The organism is Flavimobilis sp. BM9 (assembly GCF_058313055.1).
The window spans coordinates 807,736-823,827 of sequence record NZ_JBZEMO010000001.1 but is presented as its reverse complement, the minus strand read 5'-3'; the positions used below and the strand labels follow the sequence as shown (position 1 = coordinate 823,827).

15 protein-coding genes are annotated in these 16,092 nt (G+C 71.7%); 5 read left to right on the top strand and 10 right to left on the bottom strand.

The annotated features are described in order from the left end of the window. Nucleotides 1-219: 219 nt before the first annotated feature. The 3 genes from AC4F3Q_RS03700 to AC4F3Q_RS03690 all read right to left on the bottom strand — a co-directional run bounded on the left by AC4F3Q_RS03700 (nucleotide 220) and on the right by AC4F3Q_RS03690 (nucleotide 2,468). Nucleotides 220-615: an SCO2097 family morphological protein gene (locus tag AC4F3Q_RS03700; RefSeq protein ID WP_491038772.1), complete on the bottom strand. Its 396-nt coding sequence runs from the start codon at nucleotides 613-615 to the stop codon at nucleotides 220-222. 105 nt (nucleotides 616-720) lie between these two features. Further along, complete coding sequence (dinB, locus tag AC4F3Q_RS03695) at nucleotides 721-1,956, bottom strand: DNA polymerase IV (protein WP_168445866.1); 1,236 nt, start codon at nucleotides 1,954-1,956, stop codon at nucleotides 721-723. Beyond that, complete coding sequence (locus AC4F3Q_RS03690) at nucleotides 1,953-2,468, bottom strand: SAV_6107 family HEPN domain-containing protein (protein ID WP_491038771.1); 516 nt, start codon at nucleotides 2,466-2,468, stop codon at nucleotides 1,953-1,955. Before AC4F3Q_RS03690 ends, dinB begins: the two co-directional genes overlap by 4 nt. An 81-nt stretch (nucleotides 2,469-2,549) precedes the next feature. Between AC4F3Q_RS03690 and AC4F3Q_RS03685 the strand changes: the two genes are divergently transcribed. Next, nucleotides 2,550-3,467, top strand: a complete 918-nt coding sequence (locus AC4F3Q_RS03685; protein WP_491038770.1) for a spermidine synthase — start codon at nucleotides 2,550-2,552, stop codon at nucleotides 3,465-3,467. A gap of 9 nt (nucleotides 3,468-3,476) precedes the next feature. Here the strand turns inward: AC4F3Q_RS03685 and AC4F3Q_RS03680 are convergent, their stop codons facing one another. After that, nucleotides 3,477-4,427: a PAC2 family protein gene (locus AC4F3Q_RS03680; RefSeq protein ID WP_491038769.1), complete on the bottom strand. Its 951-nt coding sequence runs from the start codon at nucleotides 4,425-4,427 to the stop codon at nucleotides 3,477-3,479. Between the two features lie 144 nt (nucleotides 4,428-4,571). Between AC4F3Q_RS03680 and AC4F3Q_RS03675 the strand changes: the two genes are divergently transcribed. Beyond that, on the top strand, nucleotides 4,572-6,806 hold the full coding sequence (locus tag AC4F3Q_RS03675; protein ID WP_491038768.1) for a HelD family protein: 2,235 nt from the start codon (nucleotides 4,572-4,574) through the stop codon (nucleotides 6,804-6,806). Nucleotides 6,807-6,864: 58 nt separating this feature from the next. Beyond that, the gene (serA, locus tag AC4F3Q_RS03670) at nucleotides 6,865-8,064 is read left to right on the top strand and encodes a phosphoglycerate dehydrogenase (RefSeq protein WP_168445870.1); all 1,200 of its coding nucleotides are present in this window, start codon (nucleotides 6,865-6,867) and stop codon (nucleotides 8,062-8,064) included. 74 nt (nucleotides 8,065-8,138) lie between these two features. Here the strand turns inward: serA and AC4F3Q_RS03665 are convergent, their stop codons facing one another. From AC4F3Q_RS03665 to AC4F3Q_RS03655, 3 genes are all read right to left on the bottom strand, one after another. After that, a complete protein-coding gene (locus AC4F3Q_RS03665) occupies nucleotides 8,139-8,318 on the bottom strand; it encodes a DUF5302 domain-containing protein (RefSeq protein WP_168445871.1) in 180 nt (59 codons plus the stop codon). A 131-nt stretch (nucleotides 8,319-8,449) separates the two neighbouring features. Further along, nucleotides 8,450-8,956: a transcriptional regulator NrdR gene (gene nrdR / locus AC4F3Q_RS03660; RefSeq protein ID WP_491038767.1), complete on the bottom strand. Its 507-nt coding sequence runs from the start codon at nucleotides 8,954-8,956 to the stop codon at nucleotides 8,450-8,452. Nucleotides 8,957-9,056: 100 nt separating this feature from the next. Next, nucleotides 9,057-9,458, bottom strand: a complete 402-nt coding sequence (locus AC4F3Q_RS03655; protein WP_491038766.1) for a LysM peptidoglycan-binding domain-containing protein — start codon at nucleotides 9,456-9,458, stop codon at nucleotides 9,057-9,059. Nucleotides 9,459-9,738: 280 nt separating this feature from the next. Between AC4F3Q_RS03655 and lexA the strand changes: the two genes are divergently transcribed. Further along, nucleotides 9,739-10,458 (top strand): transcriptional repressor LexA, encoded by a 720-nt coding sequence (gene lexA, locus AC4F3Q_RS03650; protein WP_491038841.1) that lies wholly within the window; start codon nucleotides 9,739-9,741, stop codon nucleotides 10,456-10,458. A gap of 90 nt (nucleotides 10,459-10,548) precedes the next feature. On the opposite strand, the gene AC4F3Q_RS03645 is transcribed toward lexA, so the two are convergent. Genes AC4F3Q_RS03645 through hflX form a run of 3 tightly spaced genes read right to left on the bottom strand, consistent with a single transcriptional unit; the run spans nucleotide 10,549 to nucleotide 15,258 of the window. Next, nucleotides 10,549-11,535 (bottom strand): L-lactate dehydrogenase, encoded by a 987-nt coding sequence (locus AC4F3Q_RS03645; protein WP_168445875.1) that lies wholly within the window; start codon nucleotides 11,533-11,535, stop codon nucleotides 10,549-10,551. Nucleotides 11,536-11,591: 56 nt separating this feature from the next. Then, on the bottom strand, nucleotides 11,592-13,718 hold the full coding sequence (locus AC4F3Q_RS03640; protein WP_491038765.1) for an ATP-dependent DNA helicase: 2,127 nt from the start codon (nucleotides 13,716-13,718) through the stop codon (nucleotides 11,592-11,594). A gap of 43 nt (nucleotides 13,719-13,761) precedes the next feature. Further along, a complete protein-coding gene (gene hflX / locus AC4F3Q_RS03635; RefSeq protein WP_491038764.1) occupies nucleotides 13,762-15,258 on the bottom strand; it encodes a GTPase HflX in 1,497 nt (498 codons plus the stop codon). A 203-nt stretch (nucleotides 15,259-15,461) separates the two neighbouring features. On the opposite strand from hflX, the gene AC4F3Q_RS03630 reads away from it, so the two are divergent. Next, the gene (locus AC4F3Q_RS03630) at nucleotides 15,462-16,070 is read left to right on the top strand and encodes a class I SAM-dependent methyltransferase (RefSeq protein WP_491038763.1); all 609 of its coding nucleotides are present in this window, start codon (nucleotides 15,462-15,464) and stop codon (nucleotides 16,068-16,070) included. The last annotated feature ends 22 nt before the right edge of the window (nucleotides 16,071-16,092 follow it).

The following is a 16,092-nucleotide window of genomic DNA, read 5'->3' as shown; positions in this document are numbered from 1 at the left end:
CGTCTCGTCGAGTGCGTAGGGACGGTCGCAGCCGTCGACGTGTGACCTAGCCGAGCGAGCGTCAGCCCTGGCGAGCGGCACGGGGCGCGGGCACGCGCAGTGAGCAAACGAAGGCCTGGGTCAGCTCACCGGACGTATCGGCCGCTCCACGGTCGGGCTGGTGCACCTCGTGAGGGGACGACGCCCGGGCGGGCGTGACGTCTGCGCGGCGGGCGTGGGTCAGAGGCCCTGGTCGCGGCGCCGGTCCCAGCGCTCTTCGAGGCGGGTCATGAAGTCACCAGATCCGCGGCGCTTGGTCGACTTGGCGGTCTTCGAGACCTTTCCGTCAGCGTCGACGGTGCCGAGGGGGCCCTTCTTCGCGGCGGGGCGCAGGAGCGCATAGGCGACGCCGCCGAACATGATGGCGAACCCGATGATCCCGACGGCCGGCACGTCGGTCATGACGCCGACGATGAGGAGAACGACGCCGACGACGACGCCTGCTCCCGCAAGCACGTAACGGACACCCGAGCGCCGCGCAGACGGTGACATCGCGCTCGCAAGCTTGGGGTCCTCGGAGTACAGCTGCTGCTCCATCTGCTCGAGCACCCTCTGCTCATACTCTGAGAGCGGCATGAGCACCTCCTCGTGTCGACGCGCCGGACCTGTTCCACCTCAAGGATAGGTCGAGATCTTGGGCGGCGGTAGTTGCGCGGCTCGAGCCTGTCGCAACCGCACGCTTCAGGAGGAGCGGCGCAGCCCTGCCGCTCCCATGCTGATCGCGGCACTGCCGAACTTGCCTCGGACGAGGTCGAGTGCGGCCTCTGCGTCGCGGCGCCCCTGGCTCGTCTCGAGGACGGCATCCTCGAGGGTCGGCTGGCTGATGCTCCCGGCGCGTTCTCGCAGGTCCTCGACGCGGATGCCGACCAGTCGCACGTCGAGCCCGCGCAGGTCCACCCCGGAGAACAGCTCACGCGCGACGAGGTAGACGTCGCGCGCCACGTCGGTCGGCGAGCCGAGGGTGCGAGACCGGGTGAGCGTGCGGAAGTCGCTCGTGCGCACCTTGAGAGATACGACACGCCCGACGACGCCCTGGCGCCTCAGCCGTGTCGCGCAGCGGTCTGCCAGCTCGAGCAGGCGAGCCTCGATCTGCGAGATCTCGGACGAGTCCTCACGGAAGGTCACCTCCGCGCCGATCGACCGTTCGACCTGTGTGGTCTCCACCGCGCGTGGGTCCTTGCCCCACGCGAGGTCGTGGAGCCGGGCCCCTGACGCCTTGCCCACGACACGCTGCAGCAACGACACGTCCGTGTCGGCGAGCTGGGCGACCGTCGTGATGCCGAACCGTTCGAGCGCCTCCTCGGTCTTGCCGCCCACGCCCCAGAGAGCTCCGACCGGGAGCGAACGCAGGAACGGCACGGTCGCCTCCGCCGGTATCACGAGAAGACCGTCCGGCTTGGCGTGCACCGAGGCGATCTTCGCGACGAACTTGGAGCTCGCCACCCCGATCGAGCACGGGAGCCCGAGCTCCGCGCTGACGCGGGAGCGGATGCTGGCAGCGATGTCAGCAGGCGGCCCCAGGCGGCGGCGGGCGCCACGGACGTCGAGAAATGCTTCGTCGACGCTCACCTGCTCCACGACGCTCGTGACGTCGCGCAGGATGCCCATGACAGCGACCGACGCCTCGCGGTACGCCGCCATGTCGGGTCTGATGACGATGGCCTGGGGGCAGGCACGCAACGCCCTCGACATCGGCATCGCTGACGACACCCCGAACGCTCTGGCCTCGTAGGTCGCGGCAAGCACGACGGACCGCTCGCCTCCTCCGACGATCACGGGCCGGCCGGCCAGCTGGGGCTGGCGCACGAGCTCGACCGAGGCGAAGAACGCGTCCATGTCCACGTGCAGGATGTGGCAGCCGTCGTCGGACGTACCCCACTGCCCCGGACGGACCGTTGCCCGCGGGCCCCGGCTCATGATGCCCTCACGACGGCAGGACGAGCCGCCCCGACTGCGTCCGCCAGCAGGACCGCGACGGCATCCCGGAAGTCCTCGGCCGCAGCTAGGGCCTGCTCCGCAACCGCAGCGTCCACGGACGACAGGTCGCCTGCCTCGATCGCCGCACGCACGCGAGCGGACCGCGCGAAGACCTGGACCCACTCGGCCAGCTCGGGGACGAACTCCCCCGCGAGCTGCCACACGTTGCGGCCCCGGCCACGCACCTTGGCACGACCGCGCGCCTCGAGGATCGCGCCTGCAGCGCGCAGCGCAGCGAAGTGGGCGTGCAGGAACGTGTCAGCCGGGTCGCTCGACAGCTGGGCGGCGAGGATCTCGGCGTCGCAACGCTCGAGGAGGCGGCCCGCAGCGCGGACGCCAGGCAGCTCGGCGGCGCTTCCGTCGGCGCGGACCGCAGCGCCGGACGCTGGGTACGCCAGGACGAGGCGCCCGGCAGGAGCAATGCCGTACCGCTCGTGAGTCGCCGTCGTCATGCTCTCCACCTCCCACATCCATGATCGAACACATGTTCGATACCGTCAAGCCCGCGGAGCCCCGGCACGTACCGTTGAGCCATGGCCCGCTCGTCACGTCGACAGAACCAGAACCCTCTGACATCGCGAGGCCCCGAGCTGCCGGTCGGGCCCGTCGACATCGCGTCGGGCACCGTCGAGCTCGTCGCCGACCGCGACGACCCGCGCGCGGTCACCGTGCACGTCAACGGCGTGCCGAGCTCCTACGTCCATCTCGACGACCCGACATTCCTCGCCTTCGAGTACATGCAGCAGATGGCATGCCTCATCGACGCGCTCCCCGCAGGCCCGCTCTCCGTCATCCACGTCGGCGCCGCAGGATGCTCCCTCGCCCGCTACGTCGCCGCCGCACGCCCCGGCAGCCGCCAGGTCGCCCTCGACCCTGACCCCACGCTCCTCGAGCTCGTCCGAGGATGGTTCGACCTTCCGCGCGCACCCGAGCTGCGGCTCCGGGCACAGGACGGCCGCGAGGGGCTCGCGAGCCTGCGCGGCTCGAGCGCCGACGTCATCATCCGCGACGCGTTCGCCCCCGACACCACGCCGCGCCACCTGACGACGGTCGAGTTCCTCACCGAGGTCGCGCGAGTGCTGCGTCCCGGCGGGCTCTACCTCGCGAACATCGCCGACCGCGCTCCCCTCACCCTGACCCGCAGCGAGGTCGCGACCGCGCTGCAAGCACGCGAGCACGTCGCTGGACGCACCGAGACACGATCACCGTGGGCCGACCTTGCGGTCGTCGCCGAGCCGGCCGTCCTCAAGGGCCGGCGCTACGGCAACCTCGTGCTCGTCGCGCTCCGCGCCGACGAGGACCTCGCGCCTCGCGACTCCTGGCTCCCCGACGTCGACCGGCCGCTCCGGGTGCTCCCCGTCCCCGCCACGCGCCTGGGTCGCGTCGACCTCGCTCAGCTCAGCGCAGGCGCGCAGGCGCTCCTCGACCCCGCTGGCGCAGAGACCGACTGAGCGCGAGGCTCAGCGGGGCTCGGCGCCGTCGCCCTCGCCGCCGTCGGGCGCCTGCTCCGCGAGGAAGCGCTCGAACTCCGCGCCGATCTCCTCCGCCGTCGGGATCGCCACGGGCTCCGCCAGCAGGCTGGTGCGCCCCACGCCCTCGACGTACGCGTCGTACTGCCGCTCGAGCGCATGGACCACGCTCTGGATCTCATCGGACTCTGCGGCCTGGCGGCCGATCTCCTCGAGCGACTCGGTCGCCGCGTCCTCGAGCGCCTCAGCGTCGAGGTCGAGCCCCGTGGCCACCTCGACGCGACGGAGAGCCGCGAGCGCCGCGGGCGCGAACTGCCCCTGCGCGAGGTAGTGCGGCACGTGCACGGCGAAGCTCATCGCGTCGGTGCCCGCCTCGCCCAGCCGCCGCTCGAGCAGCGCCCCGAACCCGGCGGGCACGGAGACCCGCCCGAAGATCCGCGGCTGCACGCCGGTCAGCTCAGGACGGGTCGCGCTCGTCGTCGCACCGACGGGCCGCGTGTGCGGAACCGCCATCGGGATGCCGTGGACCCCGACCGCGAGACTCACGCCGAACTGGTCGACGAGCCCCTGCACCGCCGCCGCCACACGCTCCCACTGCAGGTCAGGCTCACGACCGTGCATCAGGAGGAACCCCGTGCCCTCCGCGTCCTTCACCAGGTCGATCACGAGCCGCGGCTCGTCGTAGTCGGCCCAGTGGTCCTCGTCGAAGATCATCACCGGGCGCCGCGCACGGTAGCTCAGCAGCTGGTCGACGTCGAACGTCACGAGCCGGCGCGCCTCGAGCCGGTCGCGCAGGTGGTCCGACGTGAGCTCGCCGGTGCTCCCCGCGTCGACGAACCCGTCGAGCAGGTGGATGAGGACAGGCCCGTCTGCGCCGGGAGCGCTCGCCAGGCTGGCAGCGACGTCAGCGTCGAGGTGGTAGATGTCCTGCGGGTCGAGCACCGGCTCCTCCTGGGGTGTCGTCGGCTGGGCCCGCTCGTGCGGGCCGCACACGTTGCAACGACGCTCCGCCCCGGTTGATTCCCGAGGCCGTGCGTCCGCCATAATGGTTGGCCGTGGCCGACGAGGAGAGCACGAGGTGACCAGGTGACGGTCGACGACGGTCGGTCAGGAACGGCGGCTCGTCCGCCCGAGGTGCTCAAGGAGCAGGAGGTCGTCGACGGGCTGTACGCCCGGCTCGACGAGCTCCGTTCGCGCGCCCGCGCGCGGCTCGGTCAGGTGCGCCGCTCAGGACCGTCGGGCTCCCCGCAGAACAGGTCCGAGCGCGACGCGTTCGCGACGCTCTACGAGGACCGCCTCGCGCAGCTCGAGGCGGTCGAGGACCGCCTCGTCTTCGGCAGGCTCGACCTGGCGGACGGCGGCGACCGCTATGTCGGCCGCATCGGGCTGAGCGACGAGGCGCACGCCTCCCTGCTGACGGACTGGCGTGCTCCAGCAGCCCAGGCGTTCTACCGCGCGACGAGCGCCCAGCCCGACGGTGTGCTGCGCCGTCGGCACCTCGTCACCCGGGGCCGCGCGGTCCTCTCGGTCGAGGACGAGATCCTCGACCTCGACTCGATCGACGAGCAGGACACCACCCACCTGTCCGGCGAGGGTGCGCTCGTCGCCGCGATGGCAGCCGGGCGCACGGCGCGCATGTCGGACATCGTCGCGACGATCCAGGCCGAGCAGGACCGCATCATCCGCTCCGCGCTCGAGGGCGCGCTCGTGGTCCAGGGCGGCCCCGGCACCGGCAAGACCGCGGTCGCCCTGCACCGCGCCGCCTACCTCCTCTACGCGCACCGGCGGGTGCTCGAGCGCTCCGGGGTGCTCCTCGTGGGACCGAGCGAGGACTTCCTCGGGTACATCGACCAGGTCCTGCCCTCGCTCGGCGAGACGGGCGTCGTGTCGACGACGATCGGCTCGCTCCTCCCGGGCATCCGGGCGACCGCGGTCGAGGGCGACGTCGCGGCACGCCTCAAGGGAGACCTGGGCTTCGCGCGGTCGGTCGCGCGCGCCGTGCGCGCCCGGCAGCGCGTCCCGCAGGCGGACGTCCACCTGGAGCTCGACGGCGTCCCGCTCGTCATCCGTTGCGGCGACGTCGAGCAGGCGATCGACCGCGCGCGCCGCACGCGCAAGCCGCACAACCTCGCACGGCCGGTCTTCGTCAAGGACGTCCTCAAGCGGCTGGTCGCGCAGTACGCCGAGCACGTCGGGACGGATCTCGAGCCCGAGGAGCGGGCGATCGTCCTCGAGGACCTGCGCTCGCACCGCGACGTGCGCGTGACCCTCAACCTCGCGTGGTTCCCGATCACTCCGCAGCGCCTGATCGAAGACCTGTGGGTCAAGCCGCACCGCCTCGAGGAGGCGGCACCGCACCTGAGCGCGGAGCAGCGCGCGGCGCTGCGTCGCGAGCCCGGCGCACCGTGGACGGATGCGGACATCCCTCTGCTCGACGAGGCGGCCGAGCTGCTCGGGGAGGACGACGAGGCGGCACGCGTGCAGGCTCGCGCGGACGCGGAGCAGCGCAAGCGCGACGTCGAGTACGCCCAGCAGGTCCTGTCCCGGTCCGACGCAGGCGCGCTCGTCTCCGCCGAGATGCTCGCCGACCGCTTCTCGTCAGGCGGCACGACGCTCACGACGGCGGAGCGTGCGGCGTCCGACAGGTCGTGGACCTACGGTCACGTGATCGTCGACGAGGCGCAGGAGCTCTCGGCGATGGCATGGCGGATGCTCTTGCGGCGCTGCCCCACGCAGTCGATGACGATCGTCGGCGACGTCGCCCAGACGTCGAGCAGCGCGGGCACCCGCTCGTGGGCGTCGATGTTCTCGCAGGTGCTGCGTCCGGGCTGGCGGCTCGAGGAGCTCACGGTCAACTACCGGACGCCGTCGGCGATCGCAGAGGCGGCACAGCGCGCCGCGGTCGCGGCGCGCCTGCCCGTCTCGCAGGTGACGTCGGCCCGGGAGGTGCCCGAGGCGCTGCACGCGGTCGCGCTCGTCGACGGCGACCGTCAGCTGCGCGCGCTCGTGGCCGATGCCCTCGAGCGGCACGTCCGCGAGGACGGCACGGGGCGCGTCGCCGTCCTGGCGACGTCCGAGCGGGCGGACCGGCTGTGCTCGGTCCTGGCGGGGGCCGCCGACGGCGTGCTCACCACCGCGCAGGACGCGCTCGTCGTCCTCGACGTCCGCAGCGCCAAGGGCCTCGAGTTCGACGCGGTCGTGCTCGTCGAGCCCGACGAGCTCGCGCCGTCGGACCTCTACGTGGCGATGACGCGACCCACCCAGCGGCTCGTCCTGGTGCACTCGCGTGACCTTCCGGAGGGCACCATCCCCCAGGCGTGACGGGTCCAGCGGCTGGACGAGTTTGTGAGCCTCCTCGCACCCAGCCGATACTGGCCGGGTGCAACGAGCCCTTCTGCTGGAGAACCTCCACCCTCTCGCCACCTCGATCCTGCAGGCGCAGGGCATCGAGGTAGTCACACGCACTGGCGCTCTCGACGAGCCTGAGCTCATCGAGGCGCTCGACGGCGTGCACATCCTGGGCATCAGGTCCAAGACCACCGTCTCGCAGCGCGTGATCGAGTCCGCGCCCGACCTGATGGCGATCGGTGCGTTCTGCATCGGCACCAACCAGATCGACCTGGCCACCGCCGCGCGCCACGGCGTCGCGGCGTTCAACGCGCCCTTCTCGAACACCCGCTCGGTCGTCGAGATCGCGATCGCCGACATCATCGCGCTCACGCGGCGCCTGACGGTGTTCAACGACGAGATGCACGCTGGCACGTGGAACAAGTCGGCTGTCGGCGCGCACGAGATCCGCGGCCGCACGCTCGGCATCGTCGGCTACGGCAACATCGGCACCCAGCTGTCGGTCCTCGCCGAGAACCTCGGCATGTCCGTCGTCTTCTACGACACGGCGGAGAAGCTTGCGCTCGGGAACGCGCGCCGCATGGAGTCGCTCGACGAGCTGCTGGAGATCGCGGACATCGTCACGCTCCACGTCGACGGCCGCGCGGGCAACGCCGGCATGTTCGGTGCGGAGCAGGTCGCCAAGATGAGGCCGGGTGCGGTGTTCCTCAACCTGTCCCGCGGCTTCGTGGTGGACTACGGCGCGCTGCGCGACGCGATCTTGTCGGGTCACGTGGCGGGTGCTGCGGTCGACGTCTTCCCGACGGAACCCAAGCGCAAGGGGGACCCCTTCGCGTCGGAGCTCCAGGGTCTGCCGAACGTCATCCTCACGCCGCACACCGGCGGTTCGACCGAGGAGGCGCAGGAGGCGATCGGTCAGTTCGTCGCGACGAAGATCCGCGACTACCTGACGACGGGCTCGACGACGCTGAGCGTCAACCTGCCGAACCTGGCGCTCGAGCACGGGGACGGCGTCAACCGCCTCGCGTACCTCCACCGCAACGTCCCCGGTGTGCTCGCTCGGGTCAACCAGATCCTCGCGACTCACGACGTCAACATCGAGGGTCAGCTCCTCGCGACGCGCGGCGATCTCGGCTACGTGGTCACGGACGCCGAGGGCAGCATCCCCGCCGAGGTGCTCGACGAGCTCGGGGCGCTGGACGCGACGATCCGGCTCCTGCAGGTGGGCTGACCAGACGACCGACACGAGAGGGGCGCCCGGGACGATGTCCCAGGCGCCCCTCTCGTGTCGTCTGTGCGAAAGCGTCAGCCGGACTTGCGGCGGAAGGTGCGCTGCGTCGGCCCGCTCGTCTCGGAGCCGTGGACCGCGCCCGTGTTCTGCTCGTTGTCACCGCCGGGGTGCTTGCCGGCGCTCTTGCGCTCGAGTGCCTCGCGGAACTTGTCCTTCACGTCCTGCGGCACTGCCTGGCGCTTGTCGTCCGTCATGCCTCACCTCCGAGTGTGTCGACGGGCCGCCATCTGCGGCGCCTGCCCTCCAGCCTGCCCTGAACGCGGCGGAGGTGCCAGGACAAAACACGGACGGCGTGGCGAGAGGCCACGCACGACCGGCCGAGGCCCTACTCGGCGTCCTGGACCGAGTCGGTGTCGACGACCTCTCCGTCGAGCGCGTCGGCGTTCTCGCGGTCAGCCCGCAACGCGGTGATGGCCGACTCGAAGTCCTCGAGCGAGCTGAAGTCCTGATAGACGCTCGCGAACCGGAGGTAGGCGACCTCGTCGAGCTCGCGCAGCGGCCCGAGGATCGACAACCCGATCTCGTTCGCGTCGATCTCGGCACTGCCGGAACCGCGGATGGAGTCCTCGACGCGCTGCGCGAGGATGGCGAGGTCGTCGTCGCTCACAGGACGCCCCTGGCAGGCTTTGCGCACGCCGTTGGAGACCTTCTCGCGACTGAACGGCTCGGTCGCACCCGAACGCTTGACGACCGTCAGGCTCGACGTCTCGATCGTGGAGAAACGCTTCTGGCAGGCCGTGCACTGGCGCCTGCGTCGGATGGAGAGGCCGTCGTCCGAGGTGCGGGAATCGATCACTCGCGAATCCTGATTCCGGCAGAACGGGCAGTGCATCACAGTCCTTCGCGACGATCGGGGCGTACTCTCCCGCCGAATCTAGGTGGCGCACCCCGACGAAGCAAGGCAAACCGCCGCGCGCGCGGAAGCGACCTGATCAGGGCAGGACAGGCACGACGAGCTGCTGACCGACCGACAGCTGGCTGCCAGCGAGGTCGTTGAGCTCCATCAGGTCGTCCATGACGTCCCTGACGTCCTCACCCACCGGCGTCGCCGCAGACGCGATCTGCCACAGCGACTCCCCCGACGCGACCGTGTGGACGGTGACCTCCTGAGGTGCCGACGGGGCGTCCGCGTCGGCGACCGACGCGAACAGCACGGCCCCCAGCGCGACGACGAGGAGCGCGAGCAGGGAGAGCACGACCCGGCCACGCCGGGTCAGCCGCAGAGGCGCCTCGACCTGGGGTGCACGCGCGACGGAGACCCGCTGCACCCGCGGGCGCAGCTCGACGACGACACCGGTTCGTGCGCCCGGCCCTGCGACCACCATGCTGCTCATCTGAACTCCGCTCCCAGCGCCGCGAGACGCCTGCTCATCGACCCGAACACCTGTATGACGAACATGTGTTCTATTTCTAGCAGCGCGGGAGCCTCTTGTCGAGACACGATCGAACGGGTGTTTGAAACGAGTCCCTCGCTCCCCTACGCTGAAACAAGAGCATCACGAGCCTCTGACACTGCGGTGCGGCGGTCTGGATGCCCGCCTGACCACACGGGATGGCGACCGTCCGACGATCAGGGAGCCGAGCGTGAACGAGACCAGGACGCGAGAAGCCGACGTGAGCCCGGGTGGCGAGGTCGTCCTCGGCGAGACGTTGACACCGCGCCAGCGTGCGGTGCTCGAGTGCATCCGGCAGTCTCTCGAGGCCCGGGGCTACCCGCCCACGATGCGCGAGATCGGCGAGCGCGTCGGTCTCACGAGCCCGTCGAGCGTCAAGCACCAGCTCGAGTCGCTCGAGCGCAAAGGGTTCCTGCGGCGGGACCCGAACCGGCCCCGTGCGATGGAGATCGTGCAGGCGCACGACGCGCAGCTCGTCCCGCTCGACCGCGGCGCCACCGAGGCACCGGGCCGCCCCGCCCTGTCGCTCGTGTCGGAGGGCGCGGCCCCCGAGGACAGCAGGCCCACCCCGTCGTACGTCCCGCTCGTCGGCCGCATCGCTGCTGGCGGTCCCATCCTCGCCGACCAGGTCGTCGAGGACGTGTTCCCGCTCCCCCGTCAGCTCGTCGGCGACGGCGACCTCTTCCTCCTGACCGTCGTCGGCGACTCGATGATCGACGCCGCGATCTGCGATGGCGACCTCGTCGTCGTCCGCAGCCAGCCCGTCGCCGAGAACGGTGAGATCGTCGCCGCGATGATCGACGGCGAGGCGACCGTCAAGACGCTGCGCCGCGCGCACGACGGCGTCTGGCTCATGCCTGCCAACGCCGCCTACCAGCCCATCCCCGGGAACGACGCGACCATCCTCGGTCGGGTCGTGAGCGTGCTCCGCTCCCTCTGACCGGCGCCGGCACGCGAGCGAGCGGCCGGAGGCGCACCGCGGGCCCGGACCGACAAGGTCCGGGCCCGCGGCGCGTCCAGGTTCTGGGTGTCAGAAGCCGAACTGTCGCGCGACCGCGCGAAGCTGGTCGGCCGAGTTCTTCAGCCCGTCGTACTCAGCGTCGGAGAGCGGGATCTGCAGCGTGTCGTAGATGCCGCGGCGCCCGACGATCGACGGGACCGAGAGGCACACGTCCGTGATGCCGAAGTAGTCGTCGAGGAGCGACGACACGGGCAGGACCGAGTGCTCGTTGTTGAGGACGGCTTCGATGATCCGGGTGCCTGCGAGCCCCACGGCGTAGTTCGTCGCGCCCTTGCCCTCGATGATCCGGTAGGCGGAGTTCGCGACCTCGTGCGCGATCTGGGCGCGGACCTCGGCGGTCAACGGGCCGTGCTTGCCCGAGCGGTTCCACTCGAGCAGCGGGATCGCACCGATGGACGCGGAGTCCCACAGCGGGATCTCGGAGTCGCCGTGCTCGCCCGCGATGTACGCGTGCACGTTCTGCACCGCGACGCCGCAGTGCTCGGCGATCAGGTAGCGCAGGCGCGACGAGTCGAGCACCGTGCCCGAGCCGAACATCTGCTGCGGCGGCAGCCCCGAGATCTTGAGCGACGCATACGTCACGACGTCGACAGGGTTCGTCACCATGATGTAGACCGCGTCCGGTGCGACCTCGACGAGCGGCGGCAGGATCTTCTTCATCAGCTCGATCGTCGCCCCGGCGAGATCGATCCGGCTCTGGCCAGGCTTCTGCTTCGCCCCTGCGGTCACGACGACGACGTCCGCGTCGGCGCACACGGCGATGTCGTCCGAGCCGAGCACCTCGGCCTGAGGGACGAACTGGACGCCGTGCTGGAGGTCGAGCGCCTCGGCCTCGACCTTGGCGGCGTTGATGTCGTGCAGCGCGACGGTGCGTGCGGCACCGCGCATGAGGGCCGCATAGGCGAGCGTCGCTCCCACGGCACCCGCACCGACGACGGCGAGCTTGGTCGTGCGGCGTGCGGGCTCGAGCGACAGGTCAGGGGTGTGCGTTGACATCGGTCCTCCGGTCGTGACGTCGGCGCCGCGCGAGGGCACGCACGGCTGGTGCCAGCCTAGCCAGCCAGGCGACGCAGCGCCGCGACGACCGTGTCGTGGTCGGTCGTCGGCCACAACGGGGGCATCGACCTGGTCAGGAAGGTGCCGTAGCGCGCGGTGTGCAGGCGCGGGTCGAGTACGGCGACGACGCCACGGTCGCTCGTCGCACGCACGAGCCGTCCAGCGCCCTGCGCGAGCAGGAGCGCGGCGTGCGTCGCGGACACCTGCATGAAGCCGTTGCCCCCGGCAGCGGCGACGGCCTCGGTCCGCGCGGAGCGCACGGGGTCGTCAGGGCGCGGGAACGGGATGCGGTCGATCAGGACCAGGCTGCAGGCCGGGCCAGGGACGTCGACCCCCTGCCACAGCGAGAGCGTGCCGAAGAGGCACGCCTCCTCATCCTCGGCGAACTGCTTGACGAGCGTCGGGAGCTGGTCGTCGCCCTGGCAGAGGATCGGCACGTCGAGACGCTCCCGCATCGCCTCGGCAACGGCGTCGGCGGCCCTGCGCGACGAGAACAGCCCGAGCGTGCGCCCGCCCGCGGCCTCGATGAGCTCGGCGACGGCGTCGAGCTGTGCGTCGGTCGCGGGCTCGCGCCCGGGCGCGGGCAGGTGCTTCGCGATGTAGAGGATCCCCTGCTTGGCGTAGTCGAAGGGCGTACCGACGTCGATGCCGGACCAGCCCCGGACCGACGGTGCCGCGGAGGGCTCGACGCCGAGGGCACCCTCGCCGCGCGCGCTCGTCCCAGGCTCGGCGCCAGCAGGGCCGAGCAGCCCGAGCGACCGGGCCACCGGCTCGAACGTCCCGCCGAGGCTCAGGGTCGCGGACGTGAAGATCCCCGTGCGCTCGCTGAGCAGGTTCGTCCGCACGAGGCCGGAGACGTTGAGGGGCGCGCTGTGCAGCCGCGTGATGCCTGACGCGTCCCACCCGCCGTCGGCGGAGCTGCGCGCGCTCCACAGGACGTCGTGACCAGTCGGGTCGGCGGCCATACCTTCGGCGACCTCGAACAGGACGAGCATCGCGGCCTGGGCGATCTTGGCGCCGCCGTCGGTCGCGTCCTTCTCCCCTGCGGCTGGCTTGAGCGCGGTGACGAGCTCGCGGGCTGCGTCGCGCACGTGGGCGACGGCGGCGCGCACGCCGTCGGGCAGGCCGTGCGGGAACCGCCCCTCGGGCAGGTCCATGAGGGCGGCGCCGAGGTCGGCGGCGGCGCGGTCGAGGTCCGGGGTCGGGAGCCCTGCGTGCCGGCGCGCGAGCCGCGCGGCGGCCTCGATGGAAGCCGCGGACAGCTCGGCAGTGGACTGGCTGGTGATGCGGTCGGCGAGCTCGTGCGCCTCGTCGACGACGAGCACCGCGTGCTCGGGGAGCACGTGCGTGCTCCCCGACGCGGCGATGCCGAGCATGGCGTGGTTCGTCACGACGACGTCGGCCTCGCGCGTCTGCGCGCGCGCCCGCTCGGGGAAGCACTCCGAGAGGAGCGGGCACTTCTGCCCGAGGCACTCGAGCGAGGTGACCGACACCTGCCGCCAGGCGCGGTCCGAGACGCCGGGCACGAGGTCGTCGCGGTCGCCGGTGTCCGTCTCCTCGGCCCATGCCCGCAGCCGGAGCACCTCGGCGCCGAGCCGTCGCACGGGCGACGCGTCGGCGTCGGAGGTGTCGGTCTCGATGCTGCGCGGTTCGTCGCCCGGCAGGTCGAAGAGCGTGGCGCCGGGCTCGTCCGACGGGTACCCGCCCGCGAGCCGGTGCTTGCACAGGTAGTTGTGCCATCCCTTGAGGAGCGCGATCGCCGGCTTCCGCGGCAGGTTCGGGGCGAGCGCGTCGACGACGAGCGGCAGGTCGCGCGTGAGCACCTGGCGCTGGAGCGCGAGGGTCGCGGTCGAGACGATGACGCGCTCGTCCTTCTCGACGGCGTGCGCGACGACCGGGACGAGGTAGCCGAGCGACTTCCCGGTTCCTGTGCCCGCCTGGACAAGCAGGTGCTCGCCCGTCGCGATCGATGTCGCGACCGCGCGGGCCATGTCCTGCTGCCCGTGACGGACGCTGCCCCCGAGCGCCTCGACGGCGGCGCCCAGGAGCGTGATCGCGGTGGCCGCCGCCCGCTCGGCGGCTCCCGGGCCGGCGTGGTCGTCGGTCGCGGGGGTGTCGGTCACCGGCACATCCTACGTGGGCGGGACGGCCCCGGACGGGGTGTCCTCAGCCGAGCGACGCCGTCTTGAGCTCGGTAGCGAGGCCCTCCGCGGCGCGACCGCGCAGCAGCGTGCCCTGTGCCGTGTGCTCCTCGTGGTCGATCTCACCCTCGAGGTGCATGCGGTTGACGAGGTCGCCGCGCGTGTACGGGACGACGACCTCGACGCTGACGTCGGGGCGCGGCAACGCGTCAGCGATCAGCTCGAGGAGCGCGTCGATGCCCTCGCCTGTGTGCGCCGAGACGACGATCGTCGAGCGCTCCCGGCCGCGGATGCGGGTGATGACCTCGGGGTCAGCGACGTCGGCTTTGTTGAGAACGATCACCTCGGGGACGTTCTCGACTCCGGGGATCTCGGCGAGCACCTCGCGCACCGCGGAGATCTGCCCCTCGGGGTCGGGGTGGGACGCGTCGACGACGTGCAGGAGCAGGTCGGCCTCGCCGACCTCCTCGAGCGTCGACCGGAACGCCTCGATGAGCTGGTGCGGGAGCGCCCGGACGAAGCCGACCGTGTCGGCGAGCGTGTAGACGCGTCCGTCGGCGGTCTGCGCGCGGCGGACGGTCGGGTCGAGGGTCGCGAAGAGCGCGTTCTCGACGAGGACCCCCGCGCCCGTGAGCGCGTTGAGCAGGCTCGACTTGCCGGCGTTCGTGTAGCCGGCGATCGCGACGGCCGGGATCGCGTTGCGGCGTCGCGTCGCCCGCTTCGTCACGCGTGCGGGCGCCATCGCGGCGATCTCGCGGCGCAGCTTGGCCATGCGGTCGCGGATGCGACGACGGTCGAGCTCGATCTTCGTCTCACCGGGACCGCGCGAGCCCATTCCTGCGCCGGCGCCGCCGACCTGACCGCCGGCCTGCCGGGACATCGACTCGCCCCAGCCACGCAGGCGCGGCAGCAGGTACTCGAGCTGGGCGAGCTCGACCTGCGCCTTGCCCTCTCGGGACTTGGCGTGCTGCGCGAAGATGTCGAGGATCAGCGCGGTGCGGTCGACGACCTTGATCTTGATGATGTCCTCGAGCGCTCGACGCTGGGACGGCGCGAGGTCGCCGTCGACGATGACCGTGTCCGCGCCGACCGCCGCGACGATGCCCGCGAGCTCGGCAGCCTTGCCCGAACCGAGGTACGTCGAGGGGTCGGGCGTCTGCCTGCGCTGGAGGAGGCCGTCGAGGACCTGCGAGCCGGCGGTCTCGGCGAGGGCCGCGAGCTCGCGCAGCGACACCTCGGCGTCGGCCGTGCTGCCGCCCGAGTAGACGCCGACGAGCACGACCTTCTCGAGCCGCAGCTGGCGGTACTCGACCTCGGTGACGTCCTCGAGCTCGGTGGACAGGCCGACGACGCGCTTGAGGGCGCTGCGCTCGACCAGGTCGAGCTGGTCACCGTCCGCCGAGGTGTGGACCGTGCCTCCCGCGTCGAGCGCGGTGCCCGCCCGAGCCAGCACCCGCGCGACGACGTCGTCGGCGATGTCACGCTCCTCGCGGGGCGTGGGCTCCAGGGTGGGGTGCGTCATGTGGTGCCTTCCTTGCTGGGGGTTCCGGGCGCTGCGTCGTCGACGGCGCCGCCCCTCCAGGGTCCCACGGCCGTGAGGCACGAGCGAGGGATTTCACGCAGGGCGTGAGCGGCGCCCGCGGTCGGACACGGTCCTGGGCCGGTGCGGGTCGCCGTAGGCTACTGACGCTGGACAGCCGTCATCGACACGCAGGAGAGCTCGACGTGAGCAACGACCACTACTTCACGGCGCAGCCCGCGTCGAAGGACGAGCGCCGGCTCGTGAGCGTCCGCCTGGACGGCCGTGACGTCGAGATCGAGACCGCAGGCGGGATCTTCTCCCCCGGTCGCCTCGACCTCGGCACGCAGGTGCTGCTCCGCTCGGTGCCGGAGCCTCCGCAGCGCGGAAACCTGCTCGACGTCGGGTGCGGCTGGGGTCCCGTCGCCCTGACCCTCGCGCTCCAGGCACCCGAGGCGACCGTGTGGGCGGTCGACGTCAACGAGCGTGCGCTCGACCTCACGCGCCGCAACGCGGCACGCCTCGGTCTCGACAACGTCGTCGCGCGCCGGCCCGAGGACGTGCCCGCCGACGTCCGCTTCGCGACGCTGTGGTCGAACCCTCCGATCCGCGTGGGCAAGGACGTGCTGCACGGCCTCTTGCGGACGTGGCTCCCGCGGCTCGAGCCTGGCGCTGAGGGCTACCTGGTGGTCCAGCGGAACCTCGGCGCGGACTCGTTGCAGGCGTGGATCGACGCTGAGGTCGCCCCAGGGACGAACAAGACTGCCTCGGCCAAGGGCTTCCGCGTCCTGCGGGTGCCCGGACCTGCGTCCTGACGAATCGCCGACACCTCGGTGC